14 protein-coding genes are annotated in these 15583 nt (G+C 72.8%); 7 read left to right on the top strand and 7 right to left on the bottom strand.

Annotated elements, in window-relative coordinates:
* The first annotated feature begins 51 nt into the window (after positions 1-51).
* Positions 52-1464: an aminotransferase class I/II-fold pyridoxal phosphate-dependent enzyme gene (locus tag ACUYTF_RS02815; protein ID WP_434140872.1), complete on the top strand. Its 1413-nt coding sequence runs from the start codon at positions 52-54 to the stop codon at positions 1462-1464.
* Positions 1461-2882, top strand: a complete 1422-nt coding sequence (locus ACUYTF_RS02820) for an aminotransferase class I/II-fold pyridoxal phosphate-dependent enzyme (RefSeq protein ID WP_434140871.1) — start codon at positions 1461-1463, stop codon at positions 2880-2882. The genes ACUYTF_RS02815 and ACUYTF_RS02820 overlap by 4 nt, the downstream gene beginning before the upstream one ends.
* Before the next feature lie 59 nt (positions 2883-2941).
* On the opposite strand, the gene panB is transcribed toward ACUYTF_RS02820, so the two are convergent.
* The 6 genes from panB to ACUYTF_RS02850 all read right to left on the bottom strand — a co-directional run bounded on the left by panB (position 2942) and on the right by ACUYTF_RS02850 (position 7776).
* Positions 2942-3799, bottom strand: coding sequence for a 3-methyl-2-oxobutanoate hydroxymethyltransferase (gene panB, locus ACUYTF_RS02825; RefSeq protein WP_434140869.1), 858 nt, complete (start codon positions 3797-3799; stop codon positions 2942-2944).
* 4 nt (positions 3800-3803) lie between these two features.
* Positions 3804-4700 carry a pantoate--beta-alanine ligase gene (gene panC / locus ACUYTF_RS02830; RefSeq protein ID WP_434140868.1) on the bottom strand — a complete coding sequence of 299 codons (897 nt, stop codon included), beginning with the start codon at positions 4698-4700 and terminating at the stop codon, positions 3804-3806.
* Positions 4697-5542 carry a DUF2520 domain-containing protein gene (locus tag ACUYTF_RS02835; RefSeq protein ID WP_434140866.1) on the bottom strand — a complete coding sequence of 282 codons (846 nt, stop codon included), beginning with the start codon at positions 5540-5542 and terminating at the stop codon, positions 4697-4699. The genes panC and ACUYTF_RS02835 overlap by 4 nt, the downstream gene beginning before the upstream one ends.
* A 74-nt stretch (positions 5543-5616) precedes the next feature.
* Entirely contained in the window at positions 5617-6813 is a 1197-nt protein-coding gene (locus ACUYTF_RS02840) for an FAD-binding protein (protein WP_434141664.1), read from the bottom strand.
* Between the two features lie 74 nt (positions 6814-6887).
* On the bottom strand, positions 6888-7316 hold the full coding sequence (locus ACUYTF_RS02845; protein ID WP_434140864.1) for a MaoC/PaaZ C-terminal domain-containing protein: 429 nt from the start codon (positions 7314-7316) through the stop codon (positions 6888-6890).
* A 16-nt stretch (positions 7317-7332) separates the two neighbouring features.
* Positions 7333-7776: an FAS1-like dehydratase domain-containing protein gene (locus ACUYTF_RS02850; RefSeq protein WP_434140862.1), complete on the bottom strand. Its 444-nt coding sequence runs from the start codon at positions 7774-7776 to the stop codon at positions 7333-7335.
* 220 nt (positions 7777-7996) lie between these two features.
* Between ACUYTF_RS02850 and ACUYTF_RS02855 the strand changes: the two genes are divergently transcribed.
* Both ACUYTF_RS02855 and ACUYTF_RS02860 read left to right on the top strand, forming a co-directional pair.
* Positions 7997-9763, top strand: a complete 1767-nt coding sequence (locus ACUYTF_RS02855) for an ATP-binding protein (protein ID WP_434140861.1) — start codon at positions 7997-7999, stop codon at positions 9761-9763.
* 129 nt (positions 9764-9892) lie between these two features.
* Entirely contained in the window at positions 9893-10873 is a 981-nt protein-coding gene (locus ACUYTF_RS02860) for an MsnO8 family LLM class oxidoreductase (protein WP_434140859.1), read from the top strand.
* 238 nt (positions 10874-11111) lie between these two features.
* Here ACUYTF_RS02860 and ACUYTF_RS02865 read toward each other — a convergent pair whose 3' ends face one another.
* Positions 11112-11753: a CueP family metal-binding protein gene (locus ACUYTF_RS02865; RefSeq protein ID WP_449279311.1), complete on the bottom strand. Its 642-nt coding sequence runs from the start codon at positions 11751-11753 to the stop codon at positions 11112-11114.
* A 155-nt stretch (positions 11754-11908) separates the two neighbouring features.
* Between ACUYTF_RS02865 and ACUYTF_RS02870 the strand changes: the two genes are divergently transcribed.
* From ACUYTF_RS02870 to ACUYTF_RS02880, 3 genes are all read left to right on the top strand, one after another.
* Entirely contained in the window at positions 11909-12601 is a 693-nt protein-coding gene (locus ACUYTF_RS02870; protein WP_449279312.1) for a hypothetical protein, read from the top strand.
* A 212-nt stretch (positions 12602-12813) separates the two neighbouring features.
* Positions 12814-14607: a phospho-sugar mutase gene (locus ACUYTF_RS02875; RefSeq protein ID WP_449279313.1), complete on the top strand. Its 1794-nt coding sequence runs from the start codon at positions 12814-12816 to the stop codon at positions 14605-14607.
* A gap of 2 nt (positions 14608-14609) precedes the next feature.
* The gene (locus tag ACUYTF_RS02880; protein ID WP_434140853.1) at positions 14610-15554 is read left to right on the top strand and encodes an NAD(P)H-hydrate dehydratase; all 945 of its coding nucleotides are present in this window, start codon (positions 14610-14612) and stop codon (positions 15552-15554) included.
* Positions 15555-15583 lie beyond the last annotated feature (29 nt).

Raw genomic sequence — 15583 nt, forward strand, 5'->3', positions numbered from 1 at the left:
CGTCTTACTCCCCCGCTCGCGGAGCGGGCAGCCCCGCGAGAGCATGGGGGAATGAGCGACCACGACGACTGTCTCGACCCGAGCGGGGTGCCCTTCGACGACCTCGACCCGGCTCTGCTGCGCACCCGGCGCACGAGCCTCAAGTGGACGCGCTTCGCCGCCGACGTGCTGCCGCTCTTCGTCGCCGAGATGGATTTCGCGGTCGCCCCCGTGATCAGGCGCACGCTCGTCGAGCGCATCGAGGCCTCGGACACCGGCTATCTCGACGGCCCCGGCCCGCTCGCCGCGGCGTTCGCCGATTTCTGCAGGGATCGCTGGGCGTGGACCGTGCCGCACGACCATGTGCACCTCGCGACCGACGTCGCCACCGGCGTCGTCGAGGCGCTGCGCGTGCTGCGGCCGGAGGGCGGCCGCATCGCGGTGCCCGTGCCGACCTACCCCGGATTCTTCGAGATGCTCGAAGAAGTGCCGTTCGACGTGGTCGAGGTGCCGCTGCGCGAGGATGCGGCGGTGGGGAATGATGCGGGGGCCGGACCTGCTGCGGTCGCCGCGGGGCTCCCCGCGGGCGCCATCGCCCCGGCCCGACTCGACCTCGCCGCGCTCGAGCGCGAGTTCGCGGGCTCCGGCCTCGGCACCGGCCTCGCCTCCGGCACCGGCTCCGGATCCGGCTCCGGTGCCGGCATCGACGCGCTGATCCTGTGCAACCCCCACAACCCGCACGGCACCGTGCACACCCGCGACGAACTCGCCGAGCTCGCCCGCCTCGCCGCCCGCTACGACGTGCTCGTCGTCTCCGACGAGATCCACGCACCCCTCACCCATGCGGGCGAGACGTTCGTACCGTTCGCCCCCATCGCCGCCGCCGCAGGCGCGCTCTCGGTGACCGTGACGTCGGCGAGCAAGGGGTGGAACCTCGCGGGCGGCAAGTGCTCGGTCATCGTCGCCGCCGATGAGCGCGCGAACGAGGGGCTGAAGCGGCTGCCGCCCGAGACCGTGACCCGCGCGAGCATCCTCGGCCTGCACGCGAACGTCTCGGCGTTCGCCGACGGCCGCGACTGGCTCGACCGCGCCATCGCGCAGATCGAGCGGAACGACGCCCTGCTCGGCGAGCTCGTCGCCGAGCATCTGCCCGGCGTGCGGCGCACGAAGCCGGCGGCGGGCTACCTCGCCTGGCTCGACTTCCGCGGCACGGCGCTCGGCGAGCGCGCGTACGAGCGCATCCTCGACGAGGGCCGCGTCGCGTTCGGCGACGGCCTGCATTTCGGCGGCGAGGGCGCCGGGCACGTACGCGTCAACCTCGCCTGCGCGCCCGCGACCCTGCGCGAGGCGGTGCGCCGCGTCGCCGCGGTGCTGCGGGCCGCCGAGGGCGCCCCGCCGGCGCAGGCCCCGCCGGCATCGACGCAGACATCGACCCCCGTTTCCCCAGTCCCACCGACCATCGACTCGCAGGAGAACCCGGCATGACCGCGGACGCCATCGATCCCATCTACGACTGGGACGGCTTCGACTTCGACACCCGCCAGGTGCACGCCGGCGAGTACCCCGACAAGAACCACGGGCTGCGCGTGCCGCCCCTCGCGCTCTCGGCGGGCTACCTCTTCGACGACTTCGACGATCAGGTGAACCGCTTCAACGGCAGCATCCACTGGCAGCCCGAGGAGGCCGGGTTCGCCGAGGAGCACGGCGCCGAAGCGTTCTCGCCGAGCGAGAAATCGCCGATCTACTCCCGCCAGGGCAACCCCACCAACTGGGTCGCCGAAGACCGCCTCGCCTCGCTCGAGGGCGGCGAGGTCTCGGTCGCGGTCTCGAGCGGGCAGGCCGCCATCTCTGCCGCGCTCTTCACGCTCGCCCGCAGCGGCGACCATATCGTCTCGACCGGTTCGATCTACGGCGGCACCCGCATCCTCTTCGGCCGCAGCTTCGCCCGCTTCGGCATCGAGACCGATTATGTGTGGGATGCCGATGACGACGAAGCATGGGAGCGGGCCATCCGCCCGAACACGAAGGCGATCTTCACCGAGACCATCCCGAACCCCCGCAACGACATCACCGACCTGCGCCGCATCGCTGAGGTCGCGGCGCGGTACCACCTGCCGGTCGTCGTCGACAACACCGTCGGCACGCCGGCGCTGATCCGCCCGTTCGAGCACGGCTGCAACATCGTCGTGCACTCGACGACCAAGTTCCTCACCGGCCACGGGGCTGCGGTCGGCGGCGCCGTCGTCGACGGCGGCAACTTCGACTGGGCCGCAGCCGAGGCGGCCGGGCGCTCGTTCCCGCTCATCACGCAGTCGAGCCGCGCGGGCGTCGCCCCGATGCTCGAACGCTTCGGCCGCGCCGCCTACGCCCGCGCCGTGCGCGAGTCGGTCGTGAACGACATCGGCCCGTCGCTGTCGCCCTTCAACGGGTTTCTGCTGCACCAGGGCATGGAGACGCTGTCGCTGCGCGTGGAGCGGCACGTCGCCTCGTCGATCGCGATCGCCGCGTGGCTCGAGACGCAGCCCGAGGTCGAATCGGTCGACTACGCCGGCCTGCCCTCGAGCCCGCTCCACGATCTCGCCGTGCGCGACTACGGCGCCGACGCCGCGGGCTACGGCAAGACCGGCTCGGTGTTCGGCGTGACCGTGCGCGGCGGCATCGACGGGGCGCGCGCCTTCGTGAACGGGCTGCGCATCTTCTCGCGCATGACAGGGATCGGCGACACCCGCTCGATGGTGCTGCACCCCGGCACGTCGACGCACGCCTCGTTCAGCCCCGAGCTCAACGAGAAGCTCGGCATCACGCCGGGCCTCTTGCGCCTCTCGATCGGGCTCGAATCGGCCGATGACCTCATGCGCGACCTGCGCTGGGGCCTCGACCGGGTCGCCGAGCTCGGCGCCTGAGCCGGGCTCGGCGGCCGGCACGGCCGGCCGTTCCGAACCGATGGGGCTGCCCGCCGGGGTCAGCCCTCGCCGAGCTGAGCCGCCATGCTGCGCGCCGCCTCGACCGCGTCGGCGGCCGCGGCGTACTGGTGCGCATCGGCCGGGAACGCGCCCGAACGCACCTCGGCGACATAGGCGGCGATCGCGGCGGTCATGTCGTCGCCGACGGTGCCGAAGCGCTTCACGAACTTCGCGCCCTTGCCCTCGGTGAGACCGACGAGGTCGTGCAGCACGAGCACCTGGCCGTCGGTCGGGCCGGCGCCGATGCCGATGATCGGGATGTCGAGCACGTCGCTCAGCACCGCCGTGATCTCGGCGGGTACGGCCTCGACGACGATGCAGAACGCCCCCGCCTCCTGCACCGCGAGCGCCTCGCGCACGATGCGTTCGGCGCTGGCGACCGTACGGCCCTGGGCGCGCAGCCCGCCGAGCGCGGTCGCGGTCTGCGGCGTGAGGCCGACGTGGCCGACGACCGGGATGCCGGCCGCGACGATCGCGCGGATCCGGCTGAGCTGCGGCGCCCCGCCGCCCTCGATCTTGATGCTGTCGGCCCCCGCCTCCTTCGCGAAGCGCATCGCGGTCGCGACGGCCTGGGCATCCGACTGCTCGGTCGACCCGAACGGCACGTCGCACACGATGAAGGCGCTCTCGATGCCGCGGTGCACGGCGCGCGCGAGCACGAGCATCTCGTCGACGGTGACCTCGACGGTCGACGAGTAGCCGAGCACGACCTGCGCGCCCGAGTCGCCGACGAGCACCATGTCGACGCCCGCGCGCTCGGCCATGCGCGCGCCCGGGTAGTCGTAGGCGGTGACCATCGCGATGGGCTCGCGGTCGGCCTTCTTCTGCATCAGATTCGGAATGGTGATCTTCGCCATGGCTTCAGTCTCCAACGTTCAGCATGTGATTGTCGATGAGGCGCACTTCGCCGACCCGCGCCGCGATCGCGCACAGCACGGGGCCGTCGGGGGCGGTAGCCGCCTCGAAACTCTTCGGGTCGACGAACGCGACGTAGTCGACGCCCAGCCCGGCCTCTGCGAGCCCGGCCTCGAGCTCGGCGCCGAGGGCCGCGAGGTCGCGCTCGCCCCCCGCGACCCGACGGGCCGCGGTATCGAGGGCGCCGGGGATCGCCAGCGCCTTCCGCCGCGCCGCCTGATCGAGGCGGACGTTGCGGCTCGAACGGGCCAGCCCGTCGTCGTCGCGCGACGTCGGGCAGCCCACGATGGTCACGGGCAGCCCGAGGTCGGCGGCCATGCGCTCGACGACGGCGAGCTGCTGGGCGTCTTTGCGCCCGAAGTACGCCCGGTCGGGCAGCGCCGCGATGAGCAGCTTCGAGACGACGGTCGCGACGCCGTCGAAGTGCGCGCCGCCGCGCGCCGCCCCCTCGAGCGTCTCGGCGACGGTACCGCGCACGCTCACGGTCGTCGCGAAGCCCGCCGGGTAGAGCTCGTCGGCGGTCGGCGCGAAGATCACGTCGGCGCCGGCGCTCGCGGCGAGCGCGGCGTCGTCGGCCTCCTGACGCGGGTACGCGTCGAGGTCTGCGGCCTCGTCGAACTGCTTCGGGTTCACGAAGATCGACACCACGACGACGACGTTCTCGGCGCGCGCCGCGCGGATGAGCGTGAGATGCCCCTCGTGCAGCGCGCCCATCGTCGGCACGAGGCCGACCTGCGGCGCCTCGCCCGCGGGCTCGCCGGGTGCCCCGTGGTGCGGACGGCATGCGTCGCGCAGCTCGCGGATGGTCGCTCGCAGCTCGGCGACCGTGCGTACGATCTTCATCGGGCTCCCTCTCGGGCGAGCTGTCGCGTCGCCTCGGCAAGCGTATCGAAGAGTGCGAGCCGGTCGGGCATCCGCTCGGCGACCGCCGCGCGCTGGCGCGCGACCGTCGACTCGTCGCCGCGGGCGATCGGCCCGGTCAGCACGTCGGCGGCGCCGCGCTCGGCCCAGTTCTCGACGGTCTCGCGCACGAGCGGCACGAGCGCCGCCCGCGGCACCCCGGCCGTCTCGGCGAGCTGGCCGGCGAAGTGCTCGACCGCGAGCAAGAAGTTCGAGGCGACCGACGCGGCCGCGTGATAGGCGGCGCGGTCTGCGTCGGCGATGCGGAACGTCTCGAGCCCGAGCAGCCGTGCGAGCGCCTCGGCTGCGGCGAGCGCGTGGTCCGTCGAGCCGTCGACCGCGGCGTGGGCGCCGGCGAACGAGGTGCCCGGCCCCGTGACGGTGAGGAGCGGATGCACGGCGAACGCCTCGTGCGGTGCGAGCGCGCCGATGCCCGTCGCCCCCGACAGGTGCCCCACGAGGGGGCCCGGCACGATCGCACGGGCGGCGCGCTCGATCTCGGCGTCGGGCACCGCGAGCAGCACGACATCGACGACGTCGGCGCGTGCGGAGCCAGCGGTCCCGGTCCCGGTCCCGGTCTCGGTCTCGGTCTCGGTCTCGGTCTGCACAGGCTCGGTGCCGGTGCGCGCAGCGATCCCTGGCGAGACCGCGCCGACGCCCGGGCCTGCGACCGTGCCGTCGGCGCCGCGACCCGCGAGCGGCAGCAGGTCGACCCCCGAACGCCCTGAAAGCGCCGCCTCGAGCGCGGTCGCCATGCGGCCGCGGCCCACGATCTGTACCCTCATACCTGCGCTTCTCCTGGCTTCTGCATGGCCCGGCCGCGAACGCGCGCCGCGGCCGATGCCCCGACCGACCCCGGCTACAGCTCCAGGCCGTACAGGTTCGGTTCGGGCACGAGCACGACGCCGAACTCCTGCTGCACGCGCTGCACCACGAAGCGGCCGAGCTCGGCCACCTGCGCGGCCGTCGCGCCGCCGCGGTTCGTGAGCGCGAGCGTGTGCTTGGACGAGATAGCGGCGCCCGAGCCGGGCAGGCGGAAGCCGCGGGGCACTCCCGCGCGCTCGATCAGCCACGCCGCCGACAGCTTCACCCGCGTCTCGCGCGCCGCTTCGGGCACGCGCAGCGGCTGCCCCGCGGCGAGCTCCTCGAAGGTGGTGACCGCAGCGGCCGGTTCGACATCGTCGATCGGGAAGCGCGGGGCGTCCTCGGGCAGCGTGCGCGCGAACCCCGACGACACGATCGGGTTCGTGAAGAACGAGCCCGAGCTCCACGTGTCGTGGTCGTCGGCGTCGAGCACCATGCCCTTCGAGGCGCGCAGGCGCAGCACCTCGCGGCGCACATCGGCGACCGGCACGCGCGCGCCCAGCTCGACGCCGAGCGCCTTCGCGAGCTGCGCGTACGCGATCGGGGCCGAGAGCGCCCCGGCTTCGGCGCCGGTGCGGTCGGCGCCCGCGCCCGCGCCGCCTGCTTCGTCGGCGCCGTGGCGCCCGCGGCGGCGACCGACCGGAGCACCCGGGGCACCCTGGCCGCCGTCGACGAGTACCAGGTCGACCGAGAGCACCACGCCCTCGAGGCCCTGCTTGATGACCGAATCGCGATAGCCGAGCTCGAGCTCGGCCGCCGTCATCGTGATCGCCTCGCCGGTGCCGGCGTCGAGAAACTCGATCGAGTGCAGCACGTCCGACAGCTCGGCGCCGTACGCTCCGATGTTCTGCACCGGAGCCGCCCCCGCGAGCCCCGGAATGCCCGAGAGCGCTTCGAGGCCCACGAGCCCGCGCTCGACGCACTCCGCGACGAGCGCATCCCAGTCGTGCCCGGCCTGGACGCGCAGCCGCAGCGTGCCCGGCAAGAGCGCCGGGTCGTCGACCGCCTCGATGCCCGAGGTGCGCACCAGCAGCACCGTGCCCGGGAAGCCCTCGTCCGAGACGACCGTGTTCGACCCGCCGCCGAGCAGCAGCCACGGCTCGTCGATGCGCCACAGCTCGGTCGCGTGCGCGATCAGCTCATCGCGCGTGCGGGCGACGAGCAGTCGATCGGCCGGGCCGCCTACGCGCATCGTCGTGAGGTCGGCGAGGCGCGCGGTGCTCTCGAGGGCGCCGGCGGCCGCTGCGTCGAAGGCGTCTGCGGAGGTCACGCGAACGCCGCCACCAACTGCGCCTTGCCGAGTACCGTGGAGCCGTCGAAGACGGCCTTCAGATCGATGCGCGCCGTGCGCGCATCGGCGTCGAGCGCGCCGACCGTCGCCGTGATCGTGACCGCTGCGCCGTCGGCTGCGTCGACGGGCACGGGGCGCGTGAAGCGCGACTGGTAGTCCTTGACCCAGCCCGCGGCGCCGAGCCAGTCGGTCGCGACCGAGCCGGCGGCGCCCATCGTGAGCATGCCGTGCGCGAGCACGCCGGGCAGGCCGACCGACTGGGCGACGTCGTCGCGGTAGTGGATGGGGTTGAAGTCGCCCGAGGCGCCCGCGTAGCGCACGAGGCGGTCGCGGGTGAAGACGAGCTCGCGCTCGGCGACGACGTCGCCGACGCTCAGGGCTGCGAAATCCGGTGCTGCAGTCATGTCTGTCTCCCGATCCCTATTCCTCGCCGCGGACCACGAGGGTCGAGATCGCGGTCACCACGTGCGCACCCGACGCGTCGACGACCTCGCTCGAGGCGGTCACCATCGAGTGGCCGCCGAGCTGCTTCACCGCCGCGATCGTGAGCGTCGCGGTGAGCTCGTCGCCCGCGACGATGGGGCGCGTGTACGTGAAGCGCTGGTCGCCGTGCACGACGCGGGTGAAGTCGACGTCGGCCTCGGGGTCTGCGAGCAGCTGGGCCAGCGTCGCCTCCTGCACCGTGACCGCGAAGGTCGGCGGAGCGATGACGTCGGCGAAGCCCGCGGCGCGCGCGGCCTCGGGGTCGAGGTGCAGCGGCGACTCGCTGAGCACGGCGCGCGCGAACTCGCGCACCTTCTCGCGGCCGACAAGATACGGGGCGGTCGGCGGGTATACCCGGCCTTGGATCTCTGGATTCACCACGCATCCAGTCTAACGGGGCGCGCCCGGGGGCCGTGCTGAGGGCGCCGCACGGGGCCTCGCAGCGTGGCGTCGCAGCGAGACCTCTCAGCAGGGCCTCATGGGTCGGCGATCCCTGTCGCGCCGCGAACGACGCTCCGTAGTGGACTCCGGCAACGATTTCTCGAAAGGTTTGTGACGTATATCCAAGGCGAGCGACCCGACCTGGAATAGGCTGGTTCTCATGTCGCGTATTCGTAAAGTGCTCATCGCCAACCGTGGCGAGATCGCCGTCCGCATCATCCGCGCCGCCGCAGACAGCGGTATCGCCTCGGTCGCCGTCTACGCCGACCAGGATCGGGATGCTCTGCACGCCCGCCTGGCCGACGAGGCGTACGCCCTGAACGGCACCACGAGCGCCGAGACCTACCTCGTCGTCGAGAAGATCCTCGGCGTCGCCCGCCGCTCGGGCGCCGACGCAGTGCACCCGGGCTACGGCTTCCTCGCCGAGAACGCCGACTTCGCCCGCGCCGTCATCGCCGCGGGTCTCACCTGGATCGGCCCCTCGCCCGAGGCGATCGAGCAGCTCGGCGACAAGGTGTCGGCGCGCCACGTCGCAGAGAAGGTCGGCGCCCCGCTCGCCGCGGGCACCAGCGACCCCGTGCAGAACGCGGACGAAGTGCTCGCGTTCGCCGACGAGGTCGGCCTGCCCATCGCCATCAAGGCGGCGTTCGGCGGCGGCGGCCGCGGCCTCAAGGTCGCCTACGAGCGCGACGAGGTCGCCGAGCTCTTCGAGTCGGCCACCCGCGAGGCCGTCGCGGCGTTCGGCCGCGGCGAGTGCTTCGTCGAGAAGTACCTCGACAAGCCCCGCCACGTCGAGACGCAGTGCCTCGCCGACGCCCACGGCAACGTCGTCGTCGTCTCGACGCGCGACTGCTCGCTGCAGCGCCGCCACCAGAAGCTCGTCGAAGAGGCGCCTGCGCCCTTCCTCACCGACGAGCAGATCGAGCGCCTCTACTCGTCGTCGAAGGCCATCCTGAAAGAGGTCGGCTACGTCGGCGCCGGCACCTGCGAGTTCCTCGTCGCCCGCGACGGCACCGTTTCGTTCCTCGAAGTGAACACGCGCCTGCAGGTCGAGCACTGCGTCTCCGAAGAGGTCACCGGCATCGACCTGGTGCGCGAGCAGTTCCGCATCGCCGAGGGCGGCGTCATCGATTACGCCGACCCCGTCGCGCACGGCCACTCGTTCGAGTTCCGCCTCAACGGCGAAGACCCCGGCAACGGGTTCCTCCCGGCCCCCGGCCCCGTCACCGTGTTCCGCCCCTCGCTCGGCCCCGGCGTGCGCGTCGACACCGGCGTCGTCTCGGGCGACGTCGTCTCGGGCGCATTCGATTCGATGCTCGGCAAGCTCATCGTCACGGGCGCCACCCGCGAGGAGGCGCTCGAGCGCGCCCGCCGCGCCCTCGACGAGTTCGAGATCCAGGGGCTGCCCACCGTGCTGCCCTTCCACCGCAAGATCGTCAGGGATCCCGCCTTCGTCGCCGCCGAAGGCCGCTTCGGCGTCTACACCCTGTGGATCGAAAGCGAGTTCGTGAACGACATCGACGCCTGGGAGGGCGAGGTGCCCCCGCTCTTGCAGGACGCCAAGCGTCAGACCGTCGTCGTCGAGGCCGACGGCCGCCGCATCGAGGTCGTCATGCCCGCGACGCTGCTGCCGCTCGTCGACCAGGAGGTCACCCGCGGCCCCGCCCCGAAGCGCGCGAAGGGCGCCGGCGTCGCGGCCGCGGCCGGCGACTCGGTCACCACGCCGATGCAGGCGACTGTCGTGAAGCTCGCCGTCGCCGAGGGCGACACGGTCGCCGAGGGCGACCTCGTCGTCGTGCTCGAGGCGATGAAGATGGAGCAGTCCATCTACGCGCACCGCAGCGGCGTCGTGCAGTCCATCGACGCGCCGGTCGGCCAGACCGTGCCGAACGGGCACGTGCTGCTCAGCATCGTCGACCCGGAGTAAGAAACCGAGGCGCGCCCAGGGCGATCCCTGACGAGATGCCCTGCCCGCGCAGCACCCGCGCCGGGCAGGGGCGTCGATCGTTTTCGGGGCGAACGGAATACCCGGGACCGGACCCCGGTTGCACTTCGCATGGCTGCCCTGAAACTGTCCCTGCTCGATCTCGCGACAGTGGAGGCCGGCGGCACCATACGCGACGCTTTCACGCACTCGCTCGCTGTCGCCCGTCTCGCCGAACAGGTCGGATACGAGCGCATCTGGTACGCCGAGCACCACAACATGCCCTCGATCGCGTCGAGCGCGACCTCGGTGCTCATCGCCCATATCGCGGCGCACACCGAGACGATCGGCCTCGGCGCCGGCGGCGTCATGCTGCCGAACCACTCCCCGCTCGTCATCGCCGAGCAGTTCGGCACGCTCGCCGAATTGCACCCCGGCCGCATCCACCTCGGACTCGGGCGCGCGCCCGGCACCGACGGGGCGACGTTCCGCGCGCTGCGCCGCACGATGGAGGCCGCCGACAGCTTCCCGAGCGACGTCATCGAGCTGCAGCGCTACCTCTCGGACGATCTGCCCCGAACTGCCGTGAACGCCTACCCGGGGCACGGCACCCGCGTGCCCCTCACCATTCTCGGGTCGAGCCTCTTCGGCGCCTCGCTCGCTGCCCAGCTCGGCCTGCCCTACTCGTTCGCCTCGCACTTCGCGCCGCAGCAGCTCACCTCGGCCGTCGCCTATTACCGCAGCCACTACGTGCCGAGCGAGGCGCACCCCGAGCCCTACGTGAGCGCCGGGGTGAACGTCGTCGCGGCCGCCGACGACGCCGCCGCCGAGGCCCTCTTCGCCCGCAGCGAGCTGGCCCGCGTGCGCTCGTTCCTGTCGCGCGGCCGTGAGCGCGAACTCACCGACGACGAGGCTTCGGCGCTGTTCGATACGCCCGCCGGCCGCGATATCCGCGGCATGCTGCGGTTCACGGCGATGGGGTCGCCCGAGCGCGTGCGCACCGAGCTCGCGGAATTCGCCGCGCACGCCGACGCCGACGAGCTCGTCACGGTGCACGTCGCGCCAACGCGGGTCGAGCAGCTGGAGTCGGTGCGGCTGACGCTCGCCGGGTGAGCGGGGACCTTGTAGCCGCGCGGTTGGCCCTCCGCCCGTGCCTTCGCGCCGAGCTTCCGCGCCGAGCCTTCGCACCGAGCTTCCGCGCCGAGTGCGGGGAAAAGTGCAGAATGCGGGCGGGATTACGCACATATTCGGGCATTCGCGGGTGCGTCGACAGGGATCGGCCGGCGAGGTCAGGGCCGGGCCGGCGACGTCAGGGCCAGGCGACGTCAGGGCCAGGCCAGGTCAGGTCAGGTCAGGTCAGGCGGATCGTCGTGAGGCAGGTCGGGTCGCCGGCACCCGTCGTCACGGTCGTGCGCCCGGCCTCGGTGCCGGCGGCCGACTCGGCCGTGATCTCGACCTCGAGCTCGCGGTCGGCCGGCAGCCACACGCCGACGAAGCCGTTGTCGGCGGTGCGGGTCCGGCGGTCGACGATGAGCTCGCCGGTCGCGGCGTCGGTGATGCGCAGCCCGACCTCGGCCGAGCGCATCTCGCCGACGCACGTCGTCAGGCTGTGGAAGGTGCAGGGGTGGGTCTGATCCCTGTAGGGGGCGATCGAGAGATAGAACTCGCCCGCTTCGAGCGGCAGCACGAGCTCGTCGGGCTGGTCGGGCTGCACGCGCAGTGCATCGGGCAGCACCGAGACGATGAGATCGTCGGGGCGCTCGGCGAGGGGCAGCGCGTCGAGCGCGTCGACGATGCCTCGGGGGTCGTCGCCTGAAAGCCCGAGCTGCTGCAGCGCGTCGGCCGGCGACGGCAGCGCGCCCGCGGGCGCAGCAGGGCCGTCAGAGTTCTCGGGGCCGTCAGCACCCGCTGCCCCTCCGGTCCCGGCGGCGCAGCCCGAGAGCAGCAGCGCGGCGGCGACGATCAGCGGCGCGAACCTGACTCCGATACCCATACCGGGTATCCTGGCACATGCTGCCTGGGATGTCCCGCAGACGTTCCGGGGGCACGGAGCCGCACCCGCACGCGACACCCCGCAGGCCGCGCCGCGCGGCATGATTCCGCGCTATGGTGGGCGGCAATCACAGCCGGTTCGAGAAGGAGCAGACCGTGACCCGTATTCGCGAAGAGGATCGCCAGCGCATTCTCAAGATCGCCTCGTTCGTCGGCGGAGCGCTCATGATCGTGATCATCGTGTGGATCGATGTCGCGACCGGCCTCTGGCAGAACCTCGTCATCCTCTCGGGGCTCGCCGCGGGCTTCGTGTCGTTCTTCCTCACCACGCTCGTGCTCCGCTCGCTCGTCGCGCGGGCGACCGCGAAGCGCTGGGCGCCGGTGAACCGCATCGCGATCGTCGAATTTCTGCACGCCATCGCCGACGACGACCGCAGCGAGATCGCGCACGGGGTGATCGTGCCGCGGCGGCTCCCCGAGGCCGTCGCCGGACAGGCGTCGCCCGAGTTCGCCGCCGAACTGCACGCCCTGCGCGAAACCGTCGCGACCGAGCGCAGATCGCTCTCGGAGGCGCTCAGCCGCTGGGCCGAATTTCTCACCACCACCGGCGACAACGAGGACGTGCTGCAGCACGTCGCCCGCATCGCGTTCCAGCTCGACCGGGTGCGCGATGCTGCGCTCGAGCTCGAGGCACGGCCTTCCGACGCGGCCGAACGGGCGCTGGGAGCCGAGATCGCCGACTGCAACGAGCACTTCGCGCTGCTCGTCGCCGAGCTGCAGGCGAGGCTCGAGGCCGACAACGCGCTCGAACTCGGCAGGCGGCAGCGCGCGGGTGCAGGGGCGGCATGACCGCTGCGACCGGGCGGCAGCAGCAGCGCGGCAGCAGCGCAGCAGCAGCGCAGCAGCAGCGCGGCAGCAGCGCGGCTGCCGCTGCGGCTGCCGCTGCGCACCCGTGACACGACCGAGCCGCGACACCGGCGCCGCACGTGATAGGCGGGCGCGGTTTCAAGTGATAGCTTGAAACGACCCGGCTGTCCCCGGGGAGGGATGAGGAACCGGCTATGGCTGCACTCGCCGCGCTCGATGATCTGATCGCACAGGCCGAGGCCTGGGCAGAGCTCGACATCGACCCGCAGACCCGCAGCGCCGCGCTGAACCTCGTGGCGCTCGCCCGCACCGGCTCCGAGAGCTCGATCGACGAGCTGCGCGATGCCTTCTCGGGCCGCCTCGCCTTCGGCACCGCCGGTCTGCGCGGCAAGATCGGCCCGGGCCCCCGCCGCATGAACCGGGTCGTCGTCTCGCAGACGAGCGCGGGCTTCGCCGCCTACCTGCACGATCGTGCCGCAGCCGGAGCCTGTGCGACGCCGCCGTCGGTCGTCATCGGCTACGACGGCCGCGTCAACTCCGACGTCTTCGCACGCGACGCCGCCGAGGTCATGGCCGCCGCGGGCATCGCCGTGACGCTGCTGCCCGTCGCCGGCCCGACCCCACTCACCGCATTCGCCGTGCGCGAGCTCGGCGTCTCGGCCGGCATCATGGTCACCGCGAGCCACAACCCGCCGCAGGACAACGGCTACAAGGTCTACCTGGGCGACGCCGACGCGGGCTCGCAGATCGTGCCGCCGGTCGATGCCGAGATCGCGGCCTGCATCGAGCGCGCCGCCGCGGCCGGGCCCGTCGCCGAACTGCCGCGCTCGAACGCCTATCGCACGGCGGGCGGCGAAGTCGCCGACCGCTACGTGGCGCTCACCGCTGCGGCCGTGCTGGCGGGCCTGCCGCAGGAGCCGGCAGCGCCCGGCACCGCGATCGGCTTCACCGAGGACCTCGAGATCGTCTACACCGCGATGCACGGCGTCGGCGCCGATATCGCCCGCCGCGTCTTCACCGCGACCGGGCTGCCCGCGGTGCATCCGGTCGCCGAACAAGATCGGCCCGACAGTGCTTTCCCGACCGTCGCGTTCCCGAATCCGGAGGAGCACGGCGCCCTCGATCTGGCGTTCCGCGACGCGGAGGCGCTCGGCGCCGAACTCATCGTCGCTCACGACCCCGACGCCGACCGGCTCGCGATCGCGGCTCCGGCGCCCGGTACGAGCCCCGGCGATGCCGGCGGCTACCGCCGCCTGAGCGGCAACGAACTCGGTCTGCTGCTCGGCTGGCGCGCCGCCGAACGCGAACGGGTACGTGCCGAGCTCGCGGGCGTCGAGCCGCGCGGCGCGCTCGCCTGCACCATCGTCTCGTCGCCCGCGCTGCGCGTCGTCGCCGACGCCTACGGCCTCGATTACGCCGAGACGCTTTCGGGGTTCAAATGGGTGTCGCGGGTGCCCGACCTCATCTTCGGGTTCGAGGAGGCCATCGGCTACCTCACGCACCCCGCGGTCGTACGCGATAAAGACGGTATCTCGGCGAGCGCCGATGCCATCGCGATGGCGCGCGAGTGCAAGGCGACGGGCCGCACGCTGTGGGACCTGCTCGACGAGGCGAGCGAACGATTCGGCCACTTCGCGAGCACGCAGGTCACGCTGCGCCTCGAGTCGATGGCCGCGGCGAGCGCGCTGTCGAAGCGGGTGCGGCAGAGCCCGCCGAGCGCATTCGCGGGCGTCGCGGTCGAGCAGGTGCGTGATCTGCTCGAGCCGGGCCTTGCCGAGGTGCCCGCCGACGTACTGCGATTCGACCTGGTCGACGGCTCGCGCATCATGATGCGGCCGAGCGGCACCGAGCCGAAGCTGAAGGTGTATCTCGACACGTTCAGCGACACGGGCACGGCGGCCGAGCGGCGCGCCGCGGCCGAGGCGGCCCTTTCGCGCGTAGAGGCTGCGGTGCGGGCGCTGTTCGAGGGTCTGCAGGGAGACGCGTAACCGTGCCGGCCCGCTGGGATGAGACGCGTACCGCCGCCTGGTTGCGCGTGCCCGGCGCCGATGACCACAAATACCGTCGCGGAGTGCTCGGCGCCCGCACCGGCTCTGCCGCATACCCCGGGGCCGCCGTACTCGGCGTCGCCGCGGCCTGGCGGGCCGGCATCGGCATGGTGCGCTACGTGCCGCCGGTCGAAGTGCGTCGGGCCGATCACGGCCTGCCCTCCCCCGCCGCCGCCGTACTCGCCGCGCACCCCGAGACTGTCTTCGGTGAGGGGAGCGGGCGGCCCTGCGACGCGTGGCTGATCGGCTCGGGCACCGACGCGGCGACGCGGCCGGACGCCGAAACGTCCGAGCTGCGCGCGATGCTCACGGGCGATGCACCGGTGGTGGTCGACGCGGGGGCGCTGGGGCTCACGGCCGAGATCGCGCGCTCGGGAGAGGCGCTCGCGCCCGCGGTGCTCACCCCGCACTTCGGAGAGTTCACCGGGCTCTGGGTCGCTGCAGGCCTCGGGGAGACGCCCGATGCCGGGTCGCAGCGCTCACGGGCGGCGGGCGTCGCCCGGCTCGCCGAGGCGCTCGGTGCGACGGTGCTGCTGAAGGGATCGGTGACGATCACTGCTGCTCCCGGCGCCGCCCCCGTGCTCGTGGGGCCTGCGACCGCGTGGCTCGCGACGGCCGGCACGGGCGACGTGCTCGCGGGAACGCTGGGCGCGCTCGTGGCCGCGCATGCCGATGCGGTGCGGCAGGACCCGGCGCTGCTCGCCGAGCTCGGCGCCGCGGCCGCCCACCTGCACGATGCCGCCGCCCGCATCGCGAGCGGCGGCATCGATGATGCGGCGGAGGGCCGACCGATCACGGCGCTCGATGCGGCGCATGCGCTGCCTGCGGCGTTCGCGCGGCTGCGGGCAGGCGAGCTCAGCGGGCCGTCTCGACCAGCAGGCCGGTGAGTTCAGCCGGCCGATGAGTTCAGCGAGCC

Source organism: Leucobacter sp. GX0328 (genome assembly GCF_053567315.1).

Bases quoted from the DNA above. Each gene is read 5' to 3' on its own strand.
- ACUYTF_RS02815 (WP_434140872.1), top strand. From the start codon at position 52: ATGAGCGACCACGACGACTGTCTCGACCCGAGCGGGGTGCCCTTCGAC.
- ACUYTF_RS02820 (WP_434140871.1), top strand. From the start codon at position 1,461: ATGACCGCGGACGCCATCGATCCCATCTACGACTGGGACGGCTTCGAC.
- panB (WP_434140869.1), bottom strand. From the start codon at position 3,799: ATGGCGAAGATCACCATTCCGAATCTGATGCAGAAGAAGGCCGACCGC.
- panC (WP_434140868.1), bottom strand. From the start codon at position 4,700: ATGAAGATCGTACGCACGGTCGCCGAGCTGCGAGCGACCATCCGCGAG.
- ACUYTF_RS02835 (WP_434140866.1), bottom strand. From the start codon at position 5,542: ATGAGGGTACAGATCGTGGGCCGCGGCCGCATGGCGACCGCGCTCGAG.
- ACUYTF_RS02840 (WP_434141664.1), bottom strand. From the start codon at position 6,813: ATGCGCGTAGGCGGCCCGGCCGATCGACTGCTCGTCGCCCGCACGCGC.
- ACUYTF_RS02845 (WP_434140864.1), bottom strand. From the start codon at position 7,316: ATGACTGCAGCACCGGATTTCGCAGCCCTGAGCGTCGGCGACGTCGTC.
- ACUYTF_RS02855 (WP_434140861.1), top strand. From the start codon at position 7,997: ATGTCGCGTATTCGTAAAGTGCTCATCGCCAACCGTGGCGAGATCGCC.
- ACUYTF_RS02860 (WP_434140859.1), top strand. From the start codon at position 9,893: ATGGCTGCCCTGAAACTGTCCCTGCTCGATCTCGCGACAGTGGAGGCC.
- ACUYTF_RS02865 (WP_449279311.1), bottom strand. From the start codon at position 11,753: ATGGGTATCGGAGTCAGGTTCGCGCCGCTGATCGTCGCCGCCGCGCTG.
- ACUYTF_RS02875 (WP_449279313.1), top strand. From the start codon at position 12,814: ATGGCTGCACTCGCCGCGCTCGATGATCTGATCGCACAGGCCGAGGCC.